Source organism: Dyella telluris (genome assembly GCF_014297575.1).
Lineage (GTDB): Bacteria > Pseudomonadota > Gammaproteobacteria > Xanthomonadales > Rhodanobacteraceae > Dyella > Dyella telluris.
The window spans coordinates 2,551,028-2,572,709 of the sequence record NZ_CP060412.1 but is presented as its reverse complement, the minus strand read 5'-3'; the positions used below and the strand labels follow the sequence as shown (position 1 = coordinate 2,572,709).

Here is a 21,682-nt window from a genome sequence, read left to right as displayed (position 1 = left end):
GCATGACGTACGCGACCTATCCCAGTCTTGCCGATCGCCACGTGTTCATCACCGGTGGCGCCACCGGCATCGGCGCCGCCTTCGTGGAGCATTTTGCGAAACAGGGCGCGCGCGTGTCCTTCATCGACATCGATGAAGCCAGTGGCGAACAACTGGCAGAGAGCCTTGCCCGTTGTGCGCATCGCCCGCTGTTCGTCCGCTGCGATGTCACGCAGCTCGATGCCCTGCACGCCGCCATTGCCACCGCGCGCGAACTCAACGGCAAGGTCGCCGTGCTGGTGAACAACGCCGCCAACGACGTGCGCCATGCCTTCGGCACCACGACCGAAGCGGAGTTCGACCAGAACATCGCCATCAACCTGCGCCATCAGTACTTCGCCACGCAGGCCGTGCGCGATGACATGCGTGCGCTCGGCGGCGGTTCGGTGATCTGCCTGGGCTCCACCGGCTGGATGAAGAAGAACGCCGGGTATCCGATGTACGCCATGGCCAAGTCGGCCGTGCACGGCATGGTCAACGGGCTGGCGCGGGAGCTTGGCCACGACCGCATCCGCATCAATGCACTCGTGCCGGGGTGGGTCATCACCGAGAAGCAGCGTCGCCTGTGGCTGGACGACGCCGGCAAGGAAGAGATCGCCCGCGTGCAGTGCATGCCGGGCTATCTGATGGCCGAGGATCTTGCGCGCGCCGCGCTGTTCCTGGCCGCCGACGACAGCCGCATGTGCACCGGGCAGGATTTCATCGTGGACGGTGGCTGGGTATGAACATGCTCGCCACGGTAGCCATGCAGGTACGCAACACGCTGGGCGAAGGTGTGACCTGGTGTGACCGCGGGCAGGTGCTGTACTGGACCGACATCCACAACGCCACGCTGTGGCGCTATCGCCCGCACGACGGCGCGCTGCACCAGTGGAGCATGCCCGAGCGGCTCGGCTGCTTTGCGCTGTGCGAAGCGGATGGCTGGTTGCTGCTGGGCCTCGCGTCGGGGCTTTCGTTCTTCCATCCGTCCACGCAGACCCTGGTGCCGGTGGCCGATGTGGAAGCGGACCTTCCCACGCGCCTCAATGACGGCGCCTGCGATCGCCAGGGGCGCTTCGTGTTCGGTACCCTGCATGAGCCGGCCAGCGGCCCCAAGCAGCCCGTGGGTGGCTTCTGGCGGTTGAATCACGACCTGTCACTGGAACGCCTGCCGCTGCCCGGCGTGGCGATCAGCAACAGCGTGGCGTTCAGCCCCGACGGCGGCACCATGTATTTCTGCGATTCGCTGTCGCGCCGCATCGATTGCTGCGATTACGGCGACAGCGTCTCCCATGTCCGCCCCTTCGTGACGCTGGACGACCCGCGCGGCGAACCGGATGGCTCCGCCGTCGACAGCGAGGGCGGCCTGTGGAACGCACAGTGGGGCCTGGGTCGCGTGGTGCGTTACACGCCAGATGGCGCGCTGCATCGCATTGTCGATGTACCCGCCTCGCAACCCACCCGGCCCGCATTCGGCGGCACGGACTTCGCCACGCTCTATATCACCAGCGCGCGCGACGGCCTGGATGACGCCAAGCTTGCGTCACAGCCCCTTGCCGGTGCACTGTTCGTCGCTGAGCCGGGTTTCCACGGTTTGCAGGAGCCGCGCTTCGCGGGTCCGCCGCCACAGGTCATCGCCGCCGCGTCGGGTTCGCGGCCCAATCACTAAAGCCCTTAGAGGCCACCACCACGCCCCCGGGGGGGAGCACTAACCATGAATGCCCAAGTCCTCGCGCCATCCTCGGCGCAATCCAAGGCCACTGTCGTCTTCGTCTGCATACTCGCAGCGCTGGCGGGCCTGATGTTCGGCCTCGATGTCGGTGTCATTTCGGGTGCCACGCAGTTCATCCAGGCCGAATACAAGGTCAGCGACCACACCATCGAGTGGATCGTCAGCTCCATGATGTTCGGCGCCGCCGCTGGCGCCCTGGCCGCCAGCTGGCTGTCGGGCCACCTCGGCCGCAAGCGTTCGCTGGTGCTGGGCGCCGTGTTGTTCGTCATCGGCTCGCTGCTCTCGGGCTTGGCATCGTCCCCGGAAACGCTGATCGCTTCGCGCGTGGTACTGGGCGTGGCCATTGGCATCGCCTCGTTCACGGCGCCGTTGTATCTGGCCGAGGTGGCGCCGGAATACATCCGCGGCGCCATGATCTCCACCTATCAGCTGATGATCACCATCGGCATCCTGGTGGCGTTTCTTTCCGACACGGCGTTCAGTTACAGCGGCGCCTGGCGCTGGATGCTCGGCATCATCGCGATTCCCGGCGTCCTGTTTCTTTTCGGTGTGCTGTTTCTTCCGGACAGCCCGCGCTGGCTGCTGATGCGTGGTCGCCGGCAGGAGGCCATCGATGTGCTGCAGCGCCTGCGTGGTGACAGTGACGTGGTGTCGCGCGAAGTCGCCGACATCGACGAACAGCTCAAGACGCCCCAGCGCGGCTGGCACATGTTCACGGAGAACCGCAACTTCCGCCGCTCGGTGTGGCTGGGCGTGCTGCTCCAGCTGATGCAGCAGTTCACCGGCATGAACGTGGTGATGTATTACGCGCCGCGCATCTTCAAGGAGATGGGCTACGACACGGCCGCACAGATGTGGTTCACCGCGCTGGTGGGCCTGACCAACGTGCTGGCCACCTTCATTGCCATTGCACTGATCGACCGCTGGGGCCGCAAGCCGATTCTCTACACCGGCTTCACCGTGATGGCCGTGGGCCTGGGCGTGGTGGGCACCATGATGCACATCGGCATCCATGATCAGGTCTCGCAGATCTTCACCGTGGCGATGCTGCTGATGTTCATCGTCGGCTTTGCCATGTCGGCCGGCCCGCTGATCTGGGCGCTGTGCTCGGAGATCCAGCCGCTCAAGGGCCGCGATTTCGGCATCGGCTGCTCTACCTTCACCAACTGGGCCTGCAATTACCTCGTTGGCATCAGCTTCCTGAGCCTGCTCAACGGTATCGGCAACGCCAACACGTTCTGGCTTTACGCCGCGCTCAACGCGGTGTTCATCGTGCTCACCTTCTGGCTGGTGCCGGAAACCAAGGGCGTCACGCTGGAGCAGATCGAACGCAACCTGATGAGCGGCAAGCGCCTGCGCGACATCGGTCGCTAAGCAACCACGTCATCGCACCCATGAAGGGCCGCCGCACCGCAAGGTCGGCGGCCTTTTCTTTCTTACGGTCAGGTGCCGCGTGGCTTGGCGCGATGCGTCGGCACCGCCGTCCACGGATCATCGGGCCACGGGTGACGCGGGTATCGCCCCTTCAGCTCTTTCTTCACCTCGGGGTAGGTGCGCTCCCAGAAACCCTTGAGGTCTTGCGTGACCTGGATGGGGCGCCCCGCCGGTGACAGCAGATGCAGCGTGACCGGAATACGTCCATTGGCCACGCGCGGCGTGTCGGCCAGGCCAAACAGCTCCTGCAGTTTCACCGCCAGCACCGGCGGCTCGCCTTCGGCGTATTCCAGTCGACGCGACATGCCGCTGGGCACGGTCAGGCTTTCCGGCACCTGCGCATCGAGCTGGCGGCGCTGCTCGTAATCGAACAGCGATCCCAGCGCCTGCGAGAGTTCCTCGGTGCTCAACGCATCCAGCCGGCGCTTGCCGTTGAGGTAGGGCGCCAGCCAATCCTCCAATGATTCCAGCAAGGCAGCGTCGGAGACGTCCGGCAGGCCGAGCTCGGGCATCCATCCACGCAGGGCCTGCATGCGTGCGCGCAGGCGCGTGGCGTTGTCGCTCCACGGCAACACATGAACACCCTTGGCGCGGACGGCGGCGAGCAAGGCAGGCAAGGCGTCTTCCGGCTTCACCGGCACGCTGCGACGCTCCAGCACGATCTGGCCGAAGCGTTGCTCGTCGAAGGCTTCCACCGCGTTGCGCTCATCGTTCCAGCGCAAGGCGCGCTCGCGCCTGAACTGCGTCGGGTAGTCGCGCTCGAGGACCCGAAGATCGATGGGAGCCGCCGCCAGGATCAGGCTGTCGCGCGCGTCGAAGCGCACATCCAGCGCCACCAGCCAGGGCTCGCCATGCAGCGCGGTGTTTTCGTGCAGGCGCGCGCCACGGCCATTGGCGAGGGTATAGCGCAGCGGATTGACATCGTCGCGACGTGCCACACGATCGGGAAAAGCATGCAGCAGCAGATCGCCCACGGCATGGCTGTCGGGCACGCCGCTCGCCGCCGAACGCACGTCCAGGCGACGGCGCCAGCCCTTGCTCGCCTGTTCGATGGCAGCAAGCGCGCCTGCATCGGCGCCACCACGCGCACCCGCGGTATGGCGGTCGCGCCACACGTGCAACGCACTTACACGGGCGCGGAAATCGTCGGTACGCGCCTGCTCGCCACGCAAGGGTGAACGGGCCTCCATCAGCGCGAGCAGATCGGCCACCAGCGAGCGCAACTCCGGTTCGGCACGCAAGGCCGCGGCGCCGAGTCGCGGCGTGGCACCGAGCTCCAGCATGTCGCGACCCAGCAGCGTGATGCGCCCATCGGCGGCGAGCGCGCCAAGCTGCGCCAACAACTCACGCGCTTGCGCCAACGCACCGGAAGGCGGCGCATCGAGCCATGGCAAGTCGTTGCCACTGGCCGCGGTAATGCCCCACGCGGCGAGCTCCAGCGCCAGGCCCGACAACTCGGCCTGCGCGATCTCGGCCGTGCGCGACACATCCAGGCGCTTGCTCTGCGGCCACAGGCGATACGCCGTGCCCTCCGCCACGCGACCCGCGCGGCCTGCACGCTGGTCCGCCGAGGCCTGCGAGATGTTCACCGTTTCCAATCGCGTGAAGCCGGAGTTGGGATCGAAGCGCGGCTCGCGCGCCAACCCGCTGTCCACCACCGCGCGAATGCCCGGCAAGGTCACGCTGGATTCCGCCACGTTGGTGGCCAGCACCACGCGACGCGTACCCGGTTCGGCCGGACTCAATGCCGCCTGCTGCTCCGCCATCGACAGCTCGCCGTGCAGCGCGACGATATCCACGTTCTCGTCGAGTGCCGACTCGAGCACCGCCTGCGTGCGCGCAATCTCACGCCGGCCCGGCAGAAACGCGAGCACGTCACCACCATTCTCATCGAGCGCCTGACGCACCACGCGCGCCAGGTGATGCTCCGTGGTTTCCTGCGTACGTGCGGCCGGATACTCGATACGCACCGGGAAACTGCGCCCCGGGCTGCTGATGCGCGGTGCATCGAGCCACTGCGCAATGCGCTCGCCATCGAGCGTGGCGGACATCACCACCATGCGCAGTTCCGGACGCAGCGTTCCCTGCACATCCAGCGCCAGTGCTGCGCCGAGATCGCCCGCGAGGTGACGCTCGTGGAATTCGTCGAACAGGATGGCGCCGATGCCGGCGAGTTCCGGATCGTCCTGGATCAGGCGCGTGAGGATGCCTTCCGTCACTACCTCGACACGCGTGGCAGGACCAACCTTCGATTCGAAGCGGATGCGATAGCCGACGGTCTGCCCCACTTCCTCACCCAGCTGCTTGGCCATGAACTGCGCCGCCGCGCGCGCGGCAATACGGCGCGGTTCCAGCATGAGGATCTTGCCGCCCGCCAGCCAGGGTTGATCGAGCAGCGCCAGCGGCACCTGCGTGGTCTTGCCGGCACCGGGTGGTGCTTCGAGGACCAGGCGCGGGTGTGCTGCGAGCGAGGCGGCGATCTCGGGGAGCAGCGGAGTGATGGGGAAGAACGGCGGGGTGTTCATTGGGGGAATGATAACGGGCCGGGATTGAGGTGGTTTGGGCTGGGGTATGGGGTGCGGTGTCGTTGATGTAGGTAGTGATCAGGCTGAAGGTGCTCCTGCCTTGCCTACCCGTCATTCCTGCGAAGGTGGGAATCCAATGACTTTGTTCCTGGCCTTCGGGTTCTAACGCTGCCGCGGCCGGGCCGCTTGCGCAGCGGGCGTTCCGACCTCCTGCCGGAGGCCGGGTCACTTTTCTTTGCTTGCTCACGCACGTGCAGGAGCACGTGCGAACGGCGAAGCCGGCCCGAAGGGCGGAGGGCAGGATGCCCGGAGTAAAGAAAAGTAACCAAAAGAAAGAGCACCCCATCGCGGCGCTGGCCGATAGAGCCGGCCAGTGCGTGAGGGACGGCCGGGCTTTTCGACAGGACCTCCCTGTCCTGTCGAAAAGGGATCGGCATCCTTGCCGATCCCCCTGCGGGCCTGTCGTCCGCCCCTCACCGCCGCTCAAGGGGGCCGGAAGGTCAAAAGCCGGAACCGACGGCTTGTGCAGCTGCGCTGCACATCGCGTCGCAGGCGCGACGGCGTCTTGCGTACCGACTCAGCTTGCCTGTAGGAGCGCACCCTGTGCGCGACCACCTGACGGAGCGGTATCGACTGAACGCTGCGGTCGCGCACAAGGTGCGCTCCTACAGGGGGTTTCTCACACCGTGTGAAGCCCGTTTCTTTCTCGCCTCAGTGCTCACCCCAGTCCTCTCCCGAACGGGAGGAGACGAGCGACAGGTGATGTTCAACGTGAACCACCAAGTGGCAAGGAAGGAGGTGCCGCGCAGCGGCACGACGCTCCGCGTTAAGCCCTCTTCGCATCGGCGCGTTGCGAAGCGCTTGGAAGTACCCGTTGTGTAGAGGCGGAGGTTGCCAAGCAGCAACGTTCCTCAGCCGTTCGGGCTTATCCCCACGGCATGCTGCCAGCCTTTAAGGCCATTTTCTTTGGGTTACTTTTCTTTTGGGCCAGCAAAAGAAAAGTGACTCGGCCTCCGGCAGGAGGTCGAAACGCCTCCACTGCGTAAGCGGCAACCTGGCGCCTGCGTGACTACCGAAGGCAGAGAGCAAAGGCACTGGATCCCAGCTTCTGCTGGGATGACGGCTCTTTTGAAGGACCGAGGCAAGTGTGACCCCTCACCCCAACCCTCTCCCTGCAGGGGGAGAGGGAGCGATTGGCTCACCTTAGTGATGCGCAGCCGAGTTACCACTCCCAGCCCCAGCCTCCCCCGTCGCCGCCCGCAACGGCGCCAGCGACTCAAACTTCCGCTGATACTCGTCCGTTACCTGCTTCGCCTCTTCCGCGCTGGTAATCACGCGCGGCGTAATCAACACGATCAGCTCGGTACGATTGCGGTTGTGGTTGGTCGTTCCAAACAGCCGACCAATGACCGGCACCCGGTTGAGTCCCGGAATACCGGTATCCGTGCTGTTTTCGTTCTGCTGGATCAGGCCACCCAACAACACCGTCTGACCACTCTGCACGGCGATCTGCGTGCCCACGGCGCGTTGCTGGATGGTGTAGTTGCCCTGCGAGTTCGCCGAACCCGTGGTGTTGCTCACCTGCTGCTGCACGTTGAGATAAACCAGACCACCCGGATTCACGCGCGGCTGCACGTCTAGGATCACGCCGGTCGGCAGATAGCTCACGCTGCTCGCGGTGGAGCCGGCGGTCGTCGTACCCAGGCCAGTGACGATGGACGTCTGGTTGATCGGCACCTGGTCACCCACCTGGATGTGTGCCACCTGGTTGTTGAGCACAACCAGCGACGGCGCAGACAGCGTCTTGGTATTGCCGTTGGTTTCCAGCGCGCGAACTGCCACCTGCAGCTTGCTGTTGCCGCTCAGGAACGAATAGAAGAACGGTTCGCCGGCGTACTGGTTGCCACCCGAGCCCAGCGAGATTTTCTTGCTCATGCCAGGGTAGGCCGACGTGGCACCATTGACGTTGCCATTACCGTCGTAAGTCGGCGTGCTGTTGGCCAGGCCCTGCAGGTACCACTGCACGCCAAATTCCATCTCGCCGGTGAGATCCACCTCGAGAATGCGCATCTCGATCTGCACCTGCAGCGGCACGTTGTCCAGCCGCTGGATGGCCTGCTGTATTTCAGACCACTGCGACGGCCGCGCACGCACCAGCAACTGGTTGTTCGAATCCACCGAGCTGATGCGGATGGAGCCGTCTTCGGAGGTGTACTGCTGGCTGGCGCTGTTGTTGTTATTGCCGTTGTTGCCGCCAAACGAGGACATGCCGCCCGCGGCGCCACCGCCCGTGTTGCCCACGCCCCCGTTGCTGCCGAAGCTGCTGCCGCTGCCGTTGCTGCCAAACCCGGAACTGGTGCCGTTGCCGAGCCCACCGGCACTGCCAAACCCGCCACCGGTGCCCTGGATGCCGCCACTCGTGCTGCTGCCGAAACTGCCCGCGGTGCTGCCCATGCCACTGGCCGAGCCATTGGCGTTGTCGCCCGAACCCAGCGTGGAACCGTTGAGGCCGGGTCCGACCTTGCCGGCATTGCCACCACCACCGCCACCGCCGTTGGTGTAGATCTGCGCCAGGTACTGCGCGAGATCCGATGCCTTGATGTTGCGCACGTCGTAGACGAACAGCTCCGGTTCGTTGCCGCCACCGCGATCGATCTTGGTGATCCAGTCGCCCACTTCCTGCAGATACGTGGGCTGGCTGCTGATCACTACGATGGCGTTGGTGCGTTCGATCGGCAGGAAGCGCACCATGCCGGCCAGCGGCGTGTCGCCCTTGGGGCCGAACATCTGGTCGAGTTGCGGGCCCAGTTCCGCCACGGTGGCATGCTGCAGGCTGAACACGCCCACCGACATGCCGCGCAGCCAGTCCACGTCGAAGGTGTGGATGGTGCGCTGATAGTTGTCCAGTTCCGATGGCGTGCCCGACAACACGATGACGTTGCGCGACGGGTCGGCCAACAGCACGGAGTCAGCCCGCGCAAACGGTTTGATGAGCTTCTGCATCTCGCTGGCCGAGATGTAGCGCAGCGGATACAGGCGCGCCTGCAGGCCGCCCTGCGGCGCGACGGCGTTGAGGCTGGGTGTCAGGTTGCCGGCGACGGCGTCCTTCGCCGGCATCACCACGTACTGGCCGTCGCGCATGACCAGTGCGTTGTTGGTCCACGAGAGCAGCGTCTCGAGAATGGGAATGGCTTGGCCGCTGTCCACCGGCTCGGAGGTGGAGAACGACACGTTGCCCTGCACGCCCGGCACGATGGTGTAGTTCTGCTTGAGCAGGTCGCCGAGGATGGCTTTCACCACCGCCTGCACCGGCTGGTTCTCGAAGTTGAACGTGACCGCGCCATCGCCGCTGGCCGCCTTGCGCGGCTGCGACAGGCCGGTGGCGCGCACGAACTGGCCGCTTCCTTCGGTCACCTGTGGCTTGGGCATCGTGCCAAGGTCCTGCGGATTGTTGTGCGTATTCAGCGGCAGCTGTGCAGGCACCGGCTTTTCGGTACCGGCCATGGCTTCTCGCTGCAGGGCGCCGTCGTCGTGCTGCGGAGGCAGCGACTGGCAACCGGCCAGCCACAGGGCCAGGGTGAGCGTACTGATGCGGGTCAACCGCGGCGTGCGCTGGATGGACATGGATTAATGGGCTCCCTCGGGTGTCGCGGCCTGCTGTTGGGCGCGGCGCTTCTGGATGGCTTCGCGCAACAGGCGGATGCGGTCGGCCTGCGAGTCGGCGCCATTGGGCGACTGCAGGGCCGGGTTGGGCGTATTGCTGGCATTGGGTACCGCCCCGTTCGATGGCGCGGGCGCGACGGTCATCGCGCCGGGCGCCGGCGGGTTCGGCGGCGTGCTGCCGTCCGGCTTGGGCGCATCGATGGGCGCGCCTGCCGGCAGTTCCAGCTGGGTGCGGCCGGTGCCTGATTCGAACACGGCCGCGCGCGGTTTCAGTTCCACCAGGCGCCAGCTGCCGTCGGGCAGTGCATCGCCTTCGCGCACGCGCACTTCATGCTCACCGCTCTTGTCGCGCAGCAGCGCCATGTGCAGCGCGGGCGTGAGGATGATGCCGGTGAGCGACATGTCACCCAGGCTCGCGCCGCCCGATGCGGCATGCATGGTGGGCTTGCGGTCGTTGTTGAACAACGGCTGCATCCACACGGCGGAGAACTGCGCCAGCGGTACTGGGGGCGGCAGGCCCTGGTCATGCGCGGCAGGCAGCGGCTGAGTGGGACGCGACGGCCCCCATGACACGCCTCGTCCCACGCCGGCGACCAGCACCAGCAGCAGCACGGCGAACAAGGTGGCCACCACACCAAGCACCGGGGTCAGGCGACGTTGCGCGGCGGCGTTCACGGTGCGCCTCCCTGCGTATCGCCCGTGGCGCGCGGCTGGCGCACATAGCCGGACAGGGTGAACTGCACTTCCAGCGGTGCGGCCGCCTGCTGCAGCGCCGCCACCGGATTGCGGTAGATGCTCAGGTCGTCCACGAACAGATACGGCGTGCCCTGCTCCAGGTCGTGCAGGGTTTCGGCCAGTGGCTGCACATCGCAACGCAGGCTGATGCTCACCGCCACCTTGCGATAGGGCTCATCCGGCGCTGCCGGGGGATTGGTCACCGGCATTTTCTGGGTGACATCGCACGAGCCGCCCTGCGGGTGCGCCGCGGCGGCATCGACCACGCGTTGCATCAGGCCGGCGGCGGCCGCGTTGGGATCGTCCTCCGGCAGGAAGGCGTGACTGGCCGCCTGCCCTGCGCCCATCGCGGCAATGCGCTGCTGCAGCTGCGGCTTGTCGGCGATGGCGGCGGCGTAGCGGGCGTGCGTGTCGCGCAGGTCGTCCATCTCCGCATGGATCGATTGCAGCGGCGCCACAAACCACCAGTGCAGCAGGGCGAAGTACGCGACGACCAGCACCACCAGCAACAACAGGACGGCGGCGATGCGACTTTCGCGCGGCTTGAGCGCGGTCATCTTCATGGCGCGCTCCCCGCTGCGGCGGGCGCTGTCTTCGGCTTGGCCTCGTTCGGCTTGCGCAACTGCGCCACCATGTAGAAACGTTCCTTGCCGGTGGCAGGGTCTACCTGGATCGTGCCCTGGAAGTTTGCATCGGTGATGACGGTGGAACCCTTGAAGGCATCCACCAGACGCGCCGCTTGCGGGCTCTGGCCCTGGAAGCCGACCTGTCCGCTGTTGTCGATGCTCAGGCGCTCCAGCCATGCCGTGGTCGGCAGGCGCTGGCTGAGGTCCTGCAGCACCGACAATGCCGAGATGGTGTGCGCCTTGCGTTCGGCCAGGAAACCCGCCGCGCCGGCGTTGTCCTGCAGTTGCTGGCGCAGGCTCGACACCTGCTGCGCGTCGGCACGCATGCCTTCCACGTCGGTGCGCATCTGCTCCAGTGCACTCTCGCGGTTGTGCAGGAACTGCAGCAGCGACAGCAGCAGCAATGCGATGGCTGCCGCACCCAACGCCAGGTTCAGGCGCTGCCGCGGATGCTTGCGACGGGGTGCAAGGTCGGCCGGCAACAGGTTGGCGCCCAGGCGCTCCGTGCCGGACAGCACGTCCACCGCATCCACCTGCAGGCCCGAGGCTGCGAGTTTGGACAGCAGCGGGTCCAGCGTCTGCCGCGGCACCACCACCAGTTCCGCCGCGAAGCGACCGGCCGGCGCCGATGCGCGCACTTCGCGCACGTCGTAACGCACCTGCTCCACGCGGAACGGTGTCTGCCGGTCCATTTCGAAAGCGCCGATCTGGGACAGATTGTCCCGCGCCGCCAGCGGCAGGTTGAGGCGAGGACGCAGCACGTTGGCGCTGTCCAGGCACAGTGCGATGCGCAGGTCTTCGGCATCCACGCCACGCAGGGCGTCCTTGAACGCCACCTGCTGGCTGGCCGCATCGAGGTGGCTGTTCCAGCGCGCCAGTACCACGGCATCGCCGGTCCTGCGCAGGGTCCATTCCTCGCCGTCCAATTGCAGGAGATGCCACGCCAGGCCTCCGCCGAAGCGTTCGCGCCAGCGCAGCGGCAACAGCCCCGTCAACTCGCCGCCCCACCACGCAAAAAAGCGCGGCATGGGCGAACCACGCCACGCACGACGCGCGCGGTCGAGCTGCAGTTGCAGCGGTTGCTGCATGGCTGTACTCATTCTCCCTCTCCCTCCTGCCAACGCAGCACGGTATACGGCAATGCGCCCGGGCGGATGCCCTGTATTCGCACCGTCGCGCGCAGTATCGCGCGCGTGCCGTCAGCCAGCGTGGCCTCTGCCCGGATACTATGCGTCACTCCCTGTATCGCGCCTAGGGCCGGCTGCGGCGCCCCGCTGGTACGGGAAGCGGCGATGGCCTGCGCCTGCGCGGGGGTCATGCCGGGAATGGCGGCCAGCGCCAGCGGCGGGGCCGTGCCCGGATCCGGCTGGGGTCGGCCCGACCACAGGGTCACCTGCGACGCCACGGCCCGGTAAACCTTGGGGGTCATGCCCAGCACCATCTGCAGTTCCTCCACGGTGCCGAACGGGCCATGCCGGGGGCCATAGTCGAGCCCGGCATTGGCGTAGGCGGCATTGGGCACCGTGCCCGGGGGTGAATACGAAAAGCTGCGCCAGTCCACGATATTGCGGGCAACGGATTGCGCATCCATGTCGGACATGCCGGCGGCCCGGAACAGGCCCTGCAACACGTCGGGCGTCGCGGCGTTGAGATCCACCTTGCCGGTCTCGCTGATGATGCTGATGTTGACCTTCGCGCCGTCGAAGGCGAACGGATAACTGCGGCCATCGGACACCCAGCGCTGGTCCGCCTGCGGATCCTGCAGGGCGTAGATGGCGCGCATCACGCCGGCCTCGGCAGCGTAGTGCGCCTGGGTCTGGGCGAACTGGTAACGCGCCTGCAGGCCTTCCGTACGTGCCAGCACCGCGTAGCCACCCACCAGGATCGCCAGCAGCGTGCATGCCCACAGCACCACGAGCAAGGCCACGCCATGCTGGCGACGTGCTGGCTGGCGGCAGGCTGGCGCGCTCATGGCACGGTTTTCCGTTGCAGGCCCTGCAGCAGGTCGGCCGCCTGACCCTGCACCGCTGCGGCATCCACGCGCAACGGTGCGTCCAGTTGCGGCCATGTGGTGGTGCCATCGAGCTGCAGCGCGATGCGCACGATGCGCGGCATGGACCGCGTGTCGTCCCACCCGCTGCGCCAGTCGCCGGGACGATCCGCGCTGTCGGGTGCGCGATAGCTGAAGCTGCCTTGGCGCACGCGATCGACCAGCACCTGGGGTTCGCCCAGCGCCTTCGGCGCGGTGCCGTCCGGCGGCATCAGTGCAAAGCTTGCCTCCAGCCGCGAGGTACCGTCGCCGTTGGCAATCAACTTCAGTTGCTGCAGTTGCGGCCCAAGCTTGCCGAGATAGCCTGGCAGCGGAGCGACGAAACGCAGCTCGTGCGCATCGCCCTTGAAGAAAATCGGATCGCCCTTGTCCGTATGCGCCAGCGGCACGGCACGCGCCTGTGCCAGCTCGCGTCGCAGGAACTGCTGGGCCGAACGCACCTGATCCACCCGCTGGATGGTCGCCTCACCCGAGCGCACCGTGTGCGTTGCCGTGCGTACGCCGGAGTACACGCCGAGCAGCAGCAGCGAGAACAGCGCCAGCGCGCCCAGCACCTCAAGCAGGGTAAATCCACGCAGGCGAGCGGGCACGGATCGACTCATGACGTCTTCACCGGACCGAGCACGCGCAAGGTGCTGAAATGGGCCGTGCGCTCGCGCAAGCGCGGCCCCCACATCACGTCGAGATCGAGCTTCATCACGCGCACCGGCACGTTGTTCTGACCGGCGGGCGCGGGGCTCCACGGCGTCACCACCAGCCGCCAGCGATAGTTGGCGTCGAAGCGGCCTTCCGTGCGCCCGGGCTGTAGGGGCGTGGTGATATCCACCGTGTCCAGCAGCGAGCGCGCCCACAGCGCGGCCTGGCTGTGATCGTCGGCATTGCGCGTCAGCTCGATGGAACCGCCGGCCACCTTCAGCAGCGCGGCGAAAGCAATGGCCAGCAGCAAGGTGGCCGCCACCACCTCGAGCAGGCTGAAGCCGCGCGCACGACGTGTCATGACTTCGCGCTCACGTCAGCCACGCTGACCGCACCGGTGAGCCACGATACGTTGACGCGCCACTGGCGCCGGTCCCGCTGCAACGTGATGTGGCCCCCGGTGGAGCTGCCGTCCGGGAAGAACCGGATGCGTCCGGTGTGGCCGTCGACCTGGTCTTCCTTCGCACTGGTGATGCCAATGCGCATGCCCGTGGGCAGTCGCACCGACGGGCCGTTGTCCGCACGATAGGTGTTGTCGCGCGTATTCACCTCAAACGTATGCTCGTTGCCGTGCACGATGGCCTGCGTGCGTACCGCGCGCAGCGCCGCGGCCAGCTCGCCACTCGCCGCACTGACGCGCGCACTGGCCAGGCCCTGCGTGACCGACACCGCGACCGCCGCCGCCGCGATGCCGATCAACAGGATCACCGCGAGCATTTCCAGCAAGGTGAAGCCGCGCACGCCACGCCTTGGGCGACGGACGATGGCGCGTGGCGGTTTCCCCCTCATGCGGATTACTGCCAGTTGCCCACGTCGGCGTTGTAGCCGTCACCGCCGGGCTTGCCATCCTGCCCGTAGAAAATGAGATCGAAGGCACCATGATCACCCGGCGCCTTGTAGCCGAACTCATGGCCCCACGGATCCTTCAGCTCCGATTCCTTGGCATACGGCCCCTGCCAGTTGCGTGCATTGGCCGGCTTCACCATCAGGTCCTGCAACTGTTGCGGCGGCGCGCCGTTGTCCAGCGCGTAGTTCTCGATCTTCTGGCTGAGCGTGGTGAGCTGGGCCTTGCCGGCGCCGTACTTGCCCTTGTCGACATTCTTGCCCACCTGCGTCACCACCACGGCACCGATGATGCCGATCAGCACGATCACCGCCAGCATTTCCAGCAGGGTGAAGCCGCGCGCCGTGTTGTGACGGCCGAAAGTCCTTTGTCGCATGGGGTACCTCATCGTCGTTCGAAAGGGTGCTTGGAAAGGGAACTACTGGATGTGGCTGGTGAGGTCGAGCATGGGCAGCAGGATCGCAGCCATGATGATCGCCACCAACACCGTCATCACGATGGTGAGCGCCGGCACCAGCGCCGCCAGCAGGCGATCGATGGCGCGCCGGCTTTCCAGCTCGAAGGTGTCGGCCACCTTGAGCAGCATGGTGTCGAGCTGGCCGGCTTCCTCGCCAACCTGCACCATCTGCAGTGCAAGGCGCGGAAAGCGCTGGGACTGTGCGAGCGCAAAGGACAGGCCCGTGCCCTCCTTCACCTGCTCCGAGGCCTTGGCCAGCGCTTCATCCAGTGCACGATTGGCGGTGACCTGCCGCGCGATGCCCAGCGCCGTGAGCAGGGGCACGCCGTTTTTCAACAGAGTACCCAGCGTGCGTGCGATGCGCGCGGTCTGCACCTTCAGGATCAACGGGCCCACCACGCGCAGGGTCAGCAAGCGCGCATGCCACGCCAGCAGCGCCGCCGGATCGCGCAGGCGCGAGCGAGCAATGAGCACGCCAAGCACGATGAGGATGGCAATGGCCCACCACCACGTCTGCAAGGTGCTGCCCACCGCCAGCACGATCTGCGTGATCAGCGGAATCGGCACCTGCATGTCTTCGAAGATCGGCACGAACTGCGGCACCACGTAGGCCAGCAGCAACAGTAGCGAGCCGAGCACGCCCACCATCAGGAAGGCGGGATAGATCAGTGCATTGATGATGCTGCCGCGCAGCTGCTGCGAGCGCTCAAGGTAATCGGCCAGTCGGCGCAGCGTGTCTTCGAGCGAACCGCCGGCTTCACCGGCGCGCACCAGGCTGATGTAGAGCTTGGGAAACACGCTGTGCTCGTCATCCAGCGCCTGCGACAACGGTGTGCCGCCACGCACGCGATCGCGCACGCGCTCGATCAGCTGCTTGGCGCCGGCACCTTCGGGCAGATCCATCAGGATGCCCAGCGCACGATCCAGCGGCTGGCCGGCACCCAGCAAGGTCGCCAGCTGGTGCGTGAACTGCGCCAGCTGGTCGCCGGTGAACGGGCCGCGCTTGAACCAGCCCGCCATGCCACTGCTGCCGGCGTCGCTGTCGGCGGCGCGCGCATCGAGCGGGGTATGGCCCTGGTCCTGCAGGCGACCGACGACTTCCTCCAGGCTGGAGGCTTCCATCTGGCCCTGCAGCACTTCGCCGGTGGCGCTGACGGCGCGGTAGCGGAACTGGGTCATGGCGCCACTCGCGCTACATTCCGGCCCCACGAAGGCGTACTCGTTTGCCACAACGCCACAAATTCGTCATCCCTGCCTTCGCAGGGATGACGGTGAGGGAGACCATGCGTTGTGGCGAGCGCCTGCCTTGTCGCTTCCTGACGAGGCAAGCGCGCGCGTGCATGCTCGGTCAGCGTCTCAGCCCTCCTGCGTGACACGCAACACCTCCTCGATGGTGGTGACGCCCGCCACCGCCTTGGCGATGCCATCCTCGTACATCGTGCGCATGCCTTCGGCACGCGCTGCCCGTTCAATCTCGCCCGCATCCGCGCGCTGCATGACCAGGCGCCGCAGCGGATCGGTCATCACCAGGAACTCCATGATGGCCCGGCGCCCGCGGTAGCCGGTGGGATTGGCCGCGCTGCTGCCCGGCTTCCACAAGCGGATGGGGCGCTCGTCGGTGTATTTGTGCAGTTCGAACTGCTCGATCACTTCGGGCAGTGCGTCGTATGCAACCGCCGTTTCCGGATCGAGGCGACGCACCAGACGCTGCGCCAGGATGCCGTTGACGGTGGAACCCAGCAGGTAGTCTTCCACGCCCATGTCGAGCAGGCGCGTGATGCCGCCCGCCGCGCTGTTGGTATGCAGCGTGGACAGCACCAGGTGGCCGGTGAGCGCGGACTGGATGGCGATGCGGCAGGTTTCCAGATCGCGCATTTCGCCGATCATGATCACGTCCGGATCCTGGCGCACGATGGAGCGCAGCGCGCCGGTGAAATCCAGGCCGATCTGCGGCTTCACCTGAATCTGGTTGATGCCCTCGATCTGGTATTCGACCGGGTCTTCGACGGTGATGATCTTCACGTCCGGCGTGTTGATCTTGGCCAGCGCCGTGTACAGCGTGGTGGTCTTGCCCGAACCGGTCGGGCCGGTGACCAGCAGGATGCCGTGCGGACGCTCCAGTACATCGACGAAGCGCTGCTGGAAGTTGTCGGTGAATCCCAGCGAGGCGAAATCGAACACCACCGATTCGCGATCCAGGATACGCATCACCACCGACTCGCCAAAACTCGTGGGCACGGTGGACACGCGCAGGTCCAGCTCCTTGCCCTGCACGCGCAACTGGATGCGGCCATCCTGCGGCAGGCGACGCTCGGCAATATTGAGCTTGGCCATGATTTTCACGCGGGAAATCACCGCAGCGGTGGAGCTGGACGGCGGCGCTTCCACTTCGTGCAGCACGCCATCAATGCGATAGCGCACCTTCAGTCGATTTTCGAAAGGCTCAATGTGCACGTCAGATGCGCGCTGTTCCACCGCGCGCTGAAGAATGAGGTTGACCAGCCGGATCACCGGCGCCTCGGAAGCGAGGTCGCGCAGGTGCTCCACGTCGTCTTCCACGGCGGCGCTGCCGTCGAGGTTCTCCACGATGGCGCCCATCGCGGAACGGCCGGAGCCGTAGTAGCGCTCGATCAGGTCGTCGATTTCCGAGCGCAGGCCGATGCGCAGCGTGACGGGACGACCCGCCGCGAGCTGGATCGCCTGCAACGGGTAGGGATCGGCGGGGTCGGATACCACCAGGGCCAGACCGTCTTCGCCCACGCGAACCGGCACCACGTGTTGCTGTTTGAGGAAGCGCACGGACACATCGAGCTCGGCCGGCGGCATATCGGGTGCCTCGCGTGCAACCAGCAGCGGGGTATGCAGCAGCTCGGACCAGGCCTCCGCCAGATCGCGCTCGGACACCAGGCCCAGCCGCGCCATGAGCGCCGTGAGGGTGCCTTCGGGTGACTCTTCGTGCAGACGACGGGCCCGTGCAAGGTCCGTGTCCTTCAGCCGCCCACGGGAGACCAGCAGCGCGCAGACCGCCGCCTCGCGGCTTTCCATCGCCGCAACCTCCACATTGGCCGCCGGCTTGGCAACTGCCGACATGCGTCACCCCGTTTTCAAATGGCCCGACTCCATGGATACCGCCCCCAACGGCACCAAAGTCGCATTGTTAACATACCCGCCGGTTCACGCGCGAGCACGGTTTCTCACCTCGGCTCATGAAATCGGACAGCAAATCGCTTCCGGCGTTCCACGTTCCCCATCAGGACGTGTTTCGGGTTCGCCGAAGGTCGGTTGCAACCAAACCGACACGGAATTCGCAACATTTCGCGGCCATGAAAAAAGGCCGGCGCCCACAAGCACCAGCCCCGCGAATCGAAAACCGCCTGAAGCGCCCTTAATTCGGCCAGGCCAGACCAGCCTGCGACTCAAGGCCCCGCGCATGGATCGGTCCAAATCACCGCACTGACCAGAGCAGGCACCATGGCTCCCGTGCGGGCCCGCTATCCGGCAGCCACACCGGATAGCGGGTTGAACGTCACTACCAGCCGAAGCCGGCACCCATGCCAAAGGACGCATTGCCCCCGTTGGAGACCGAGCCACCGATACTGAGCGTGGCGGACCCCTCCTTGTTGAGCACGCGCTGGTAACCCACCGAGAGCGCGGTCTGGCTCCCCTGCCCACCGAAACCGGCACCCACGCGGTTGTCGGTGCGCAGGCCAGCGGTGTTGACCGCCATCTGCGTCATGGCAGCCCCCATGGCACCGGTCTGGTCGATACGCTTGCTCTGCTGCTTGAACTGGTCGTTGACCTTCTGGAATGTCTGGTCGGTATACGCATTGGCCGACTGCACAGCCTGTCGACTGCTGGCATCGGTATAGCTATTCGCGGTCTGGATGGCCTGCTGGGTCTGGGTGGTGAGCTGGTTGACGTTGACCGCATCCGTGCCCTGCGTGCCCGCTGCCACGTTGGCGATCTGGCGATTGTTGGTCGCCGAGCCGACCGAGACCGTGTTGTCGCGGTCTGCCACCGAGCCCTGCCCCAACGCCACGGAGCCGCTGGCCGTCGCTGACGCTGCCTGACCGATCGCCGTGGCCGAGGCCGCTGTCACCGCGCTGTCCGCGCCGACGGAAACCGAGTTGGTTGCCGCTGCGGCAACGGTGCTGTTCGCGCCGACCGCGACACTGCCGTCTGCATGCACCTTGGCGTTGCCGCCCAGGGCCGTGTCGTGAGGGCCAGCGGCATAACTATCGTTGCCTATCGCCGTACCGTAACTGCCCAGCGCCGTTGCGTTCTGGCCCAATACCGAGGCGTTGTCTCCCGATGCGTTGGCGTTATAGCCAACCGCCACTCCCGCGCTGTTGCCTGCGTTGGCATGCGCCTGACTGGAGATGCCGCTATTGCCATCAATATAAGGCGGCGGTGCGCCACCGCCATGGCTCTCCAGGGTGGTAACGCGACCATTCAAGTTGGTCACCGCGCCATCCAGCGCAGACAGCGCATCGCCGACGTTGGTCTGTATCCCGTTCTGGACGTGGTAAACCGGGCCGATGACCGCGCCATAGGCGTTGATCATGGCGCCTCCACCCAACGCACTGGTCACGCCACCGAGCTGGCCAATGTTGACGGCGTCCGTACTGGCCGTGCCAGCAGCAAGATTGACGAGCTTCTGCCCGTTGGCATTGGCTTCGCCATCAGGACCGTTGAACAGCACCGCCTGCTGAAGAATGTCGCCGCCACCGGCTGCGACAGCCGCGTTGAGTTGCGCCACGTTGACGGCGTCGGTGTTATTCGTGCCGGTGGCCACGTTGGTGATGCGGCGCTCGCTTCCTGCGCTGCCGATGGAGACGGTATTGTCCTGTTCGGCGACGCTGTTGGCACCGATGGCGACACTGTTCTTACCGGTTGCGATGGCATTCGCACCGATCGCCGTCGCGCCAACAGCCTGGGCCATGCTGCGATAACCCAGCGCGGTAGCCTCGACGTCGGTGGCCATGCTGTCGGCGCCATAGACACTGCTGCTGTCGGCGAAGGCAGCGCTGTTGCTTCCCACCGCGGTACTGTTTGCGCCTGCCGCGTAGCTGGAAGCACCGATGGCGGTACTGTTGACGTTTTCCGCCAAGCTCGCGGTACCTACCGCCGTGCCGTAGTCACCCGCTGCGGTGCTGCCATTGCCGACCGCCGTAGCTGCAAAGCCGGTCACATCGCTGCTCGCACCCAGCGCGGTTCCGTAAGCACCCGATACGGCTGCGGAGTCGCCCAGCGCCGTGGCCGATTCCGCAGAGGCACTGGCCGATGCACCGAAGGCGATGGCGTTGCTGACATCGCTGCCGTCGGCCGCTCTGAGCACGGTGGCCCCCGCACCAAGGGCCGTGTTGTTCACGCCCATGCCGCCATCCACCAAGGTATTGGCACCAATGGCGATGTCACGGATCCAAGCAGCAGTCGCTGCCTGTCCCAACGCAATGCTCTGGATGCCCCACGCGACGGAGTTGCTGCCGATGGCGGTGCTCTGGCCATACCTCGCGAAACTTTGATAGCCGAGCGCTACCGCTTGGGCACCGGCGCTCGTGCTGCTATGGCCGATGGCTACCGCGTGGTCACCGGTTGCCTTGGACATGGAACCAAGCGCGATGCTGAAATCGTTCTGGGCCTGCGATAGGAAGCCAACCGCCACCGAGCCACCGACAACTGATGGATCGGTACCCTGGGTTCCTATCTGTCCCGTCGCAAGGCGTGTGCCACTTGCCGTTGCGGCAGGGCCGATCGCAGTTGAATAGTTGGATTGCGCCAGCGCCGACGAGCCAATGGCCTGGGCGCCATAAGACGACGCAATGGTCGTGCCGGTGCCACCGCCGCGTGTCATGACGGGAACAGAGGTCTGACCGATGGCCGGAAACCAGTTGAGATAGCCACCGATGGCGGTTGCGCCCTGCCCTATGCCGTAGGCGCCCGCACCAATGACGGTTTCGTAACTTCGATATCCAATGGCACGATCACCTATGACCACCGCGGAATTCGTATTGGCCGCAACACCCGTGCCCGCGCCGATCAGCGTGTTTCGGCTGGCGCCACGGGAAACGATGGTGCCCGTGCCGATCGCCGTGTTGTACTCCTCCACCTGCCCCGGAATGACCACCTTGGTCGTGGGATCGGTGGAGTCGGAACTGGCACCGTAGCTCACCGAACTCGCACCCACCATGATGTCACCGTTCCCTTGGGAGATCGCACCATTGCCGATGGCAATGGCATTGACGACAGGTTGAGTGAAGTTGTTCGAACTATCCCGCGCGGCCGCATGTGCAGCGGGGCCAAACGCGATGTTGTTCTGGCCGATGGACATGGCCGTTGCGCCGATAGCCATGCTCTGATCGTTCTTGATTGCCGATCCGGCAATGCCGACCTGGGCGCTATTTCCGATCGCGACGGTATTGGGGCCCAAAGCCGTTGCTCTATTTCCCTGCGCAATCGAATTCAAGCCGCTGGCAAGTGCATTCGCTCCCATTGCCACGGCACCGGCGCCACTCGCCGTAGCCGAGGCACCCGCTGCGACGGAGTGGTTGCCCGTTGCCGACGCGTCCTCGCTGCCATCCGTAGCACCATTGGCATCGAAAAGATGGTCCGATACCTCCTGGCTACCTTGCAGCGCGACAGGTCCGCCCAACGCCACTTTCTTGCTGCTCGCCTGGCCACTGCCGACGACAGCATCCGCACCTGACGCGATTGCGGACGAAGTGCACATCCATGTCGCAAAACCAAGGACGAGCGCTGCCGTACGGGCCGATGCAGGCGACGCGCCCTTGCCTTTGGCCCTGGCCAGCTCAGAGGCGACGATCAGGCAACCGAGCGACGGATTCCATACTTTGCGGTAGATCTTGTTCATGTCGAACTCCTGAAAGGATTCGGCGAACGGT

Annotated in this window: 16 protein-coding genes; 3 read left to right on the top strand and 13 right to left on the bottom strand. The window is 65.8% G+C overall.

Features of this window, described 5'->3' with window-relative positions; translation table 11 throughout:
- Positions 1 to 2 precede the first annotated feature (2 nt).
- From H8F01_RS11440 to H8F01_RS11430, 3 genes are read left to right on the top strand one after another with little or no spacing between them, the layout of a single operon-like run.
- On the top strand, positions 3 to 764 hold the full coding sequence (locus H8F01_RS11440) for an SDR family NAD(P)-dependent oxidoreductase (RefSeq protein ID WP_187055256.1): 762 nt from the start codon (positions 3 to 5) through the stop codon (positions 762 to 764).
- The gene (locus H8F01_RS11435) at positions 761 to 1,687 is read left to right on the top strand and encodes an SMP-30/gluconolactonase/LRE family protein (RefSeq protein WP_187055255.1); all 927 of its coding nucleotides are present in this window, start codon (positions 761 to 763) and stop codon (positions 1,685 to 1,687) included. Before H8F01_RS11440 ends, H8F01_RS11435 begins: the two co-directional genes overlap by 4 nt.
- A 45-nt stretch (positions 1,688 to 1,732) precedes the next feature.
- Positions 1,733 to 3,124, top strand: coding sequence for a sugar porter family MFS transporter (locus tag H8F01_RS11430; protein ID WP_187055254.1), 1,392 nt, complete (start codon positions 1,733 to 1,735; stop codon positions 3,122 to 3,124).
- Between the two features lie 68 nt (positions 3,125 to 3,192).
- Here the strand turns inward: H8F01_RS11430 and hrpB are convergent, their stop codons facing one another.
- The 13 genes from hrpB to H8F01_RS11365 form a co-directional block, all read right to left on the bottom strand.
- On the bottom strand, positions 3,193 to 5,709 hold the full coding sequence (gene hrpB, locus H8F01_RS11425; RefSeq protein WP_187055253.1) for an ATP-dependent helicase HrpB: 2,517 nt from the start codon (positions 5,707 to 5,709) through the stop codon (positions 3,193 to 3,195).
- A gap of 1,203 nt (positions 5,710 to 6,912) precedes the next feature.
- Entirely contained in the window at positions 6,913 to 9,333 is a 2,421-nt protein-coding gene (gene gspD, locus H8F01_RS11420; protein WP_187055252.1) for a type II secretion system secretin GspD, read from the bottom strand.
- A gap of 3 nt (positions 9,334 to 9,336) precedes the next feature.
- Positions 9,337 to 10,047 carry a general secretion pathway protein GspN gene (locus H8F01_RS11415; protein ID WP_187055251.1) on the bottom strand — a complete coding sequence of 237 codons (711 nt, stop codon included), beginning with the start codon at positions 10,045 to 10,047 and terminating at the stop codon, positions 9,337 to 9,339.
- The gene (gene gspM, locus H8F01_RS11410) at positions 10,044 to 10,670 is read right to left on the bottom strand and encodes a type II secretion system protein GspM (RefSeq protein ID WP_187055250.1); all 627 of its coding nucleotides are present in this window, start codon (positions 10,668 to 10,670) and stop codon (positions 10,044 to 10,046) included. Before gspM ends, H8F01_RS11415 begins: the two co-directional genes overlap by 4 nt.
- Positions 10,667 to 11,833, bottom strand: a complete 1,167-nt coding sequence (locus tag H8F01_RS11405; protein WP_187055249.1) for a PilN domain-containing protein — start codon at positions 11,831 to 11,833, stop codon at positions 10,667 to 10,669. Before H8F01_RS11405 ends, gspM begins: the two co-directional genes overlap by 4 nt.
- Positions 11,830 to 12,705 (bottom strand): type II secretion system minor pseudopilin, encoded by an 876-nt coding sequence (locus H8F01_RS11400; RefSeq protein ID WP_187055248.1) that lies wholly within the window; start codon positions 12,703 to 12,705, stop codon positions 11,830 to 11,832. Before H8F01_RS11400 ends, H8F01_RS11405 begins: the two co-directional genes overlap by 4 nt.
- The gene (locus H8F01_RS11395; protein WP_187055247.1) at positions 12,702 to 13,385 is read right to left on the bottom strand and encodes a prepilin-type N-terminal cleavage/methylation domain-containing protein; all 684 of its coding nucleotides are present in this window, start codon (positions 13,383 to 13,385) and stop codon (positions 12,702 to 12,704) included. The genes H8F01_RS11400 and H8F01_RS11395 overlap by 4 nt, the downstream gene beginning before the upstream one ends.
- On the bottom strand, positions 13,382 to 13,780 hold the full coding sequence (locus H8F01_RS11390; RefSeq protein WP_187055246.1) for a prepilin-type N-terminal cleavage/methylation domain-containing protein: 399 nt from the start codon (positions 13,778 to 13,780) through the stop codon (positions 13,382 to 13,384). The genes H8F01_RS11395 and H8F01_RS11390 overlap by 4 nt, the downstream gene beginning before the upstream one ends.
- Entirely contained in the window at positions 13,777 to 14,268 is a 492-nt protein-coding gene (locus H8F01_RS11385; protein ID WP_187055245.1) for a GspH/FimT family pseudopilin, read from the bottom strand. The genes H8F01_RS11390 and H8F01_RS11385 overlap by 4 nt, the downstream gene beginning before the upstream one ends.
- 5 nt (positions 14,269 to 14,273) lie before the next feature.
- Positions 14,274 to 14,699: a type II secretion system major pseudopilin GspG gene (gene gspG / locus H8F01_RS11380; RefSeq protein ID WP_187055244.1), complete on the bottom strand. Its 426-nt coding sequence runs from the start codon at positions 14,697 to 14,699 to the stop codon at positions 14,274 to 14,276.
- 42 nt (positions 14,700 to 14,741) lie between these two features.
- Positions 14,742 to 15,959, bottom strand: coding sequence for a type II secretion system inner membrane protein GspF (gene gspF, locus H8F01_RS11375; protein ID WP_187055243.1), 1,218 nt, complete (start codon positions 15,957 to 15,959; stop codon positions 14,742 to 14,744).
- Positions 15,960 to 16,136: 177 nt separating this feature from the next.
- Complete coding sequence (gene gspE / locus H8F01_RS11370; RefSeq protein WP_425490024.1) at positions 16,137 to 17,870, bottom strand: type II secretion system ATPase GspE; 1,734 nt, start codon at positions 17,868 to 17,870, stop codon at positions 16,137 to 16,139.
- Between the two features lie 439 nt (positions 17,871 to 18,309).
- Positions 18,310 to 21,651 (bottom strand): ESPR-type extended signal peptide-containing protein, encoded by a 3,342-nt coding sequence (locus tag H8F01_RS11365; protein ID WP_187055242.1) that lies wholly within the window; start codon positions 21,649 to 21,651, stop codon positions 18,310 to 18,312.
- Positions 21,652 to 21,682 lie beyond the last annotated feature (31 nt).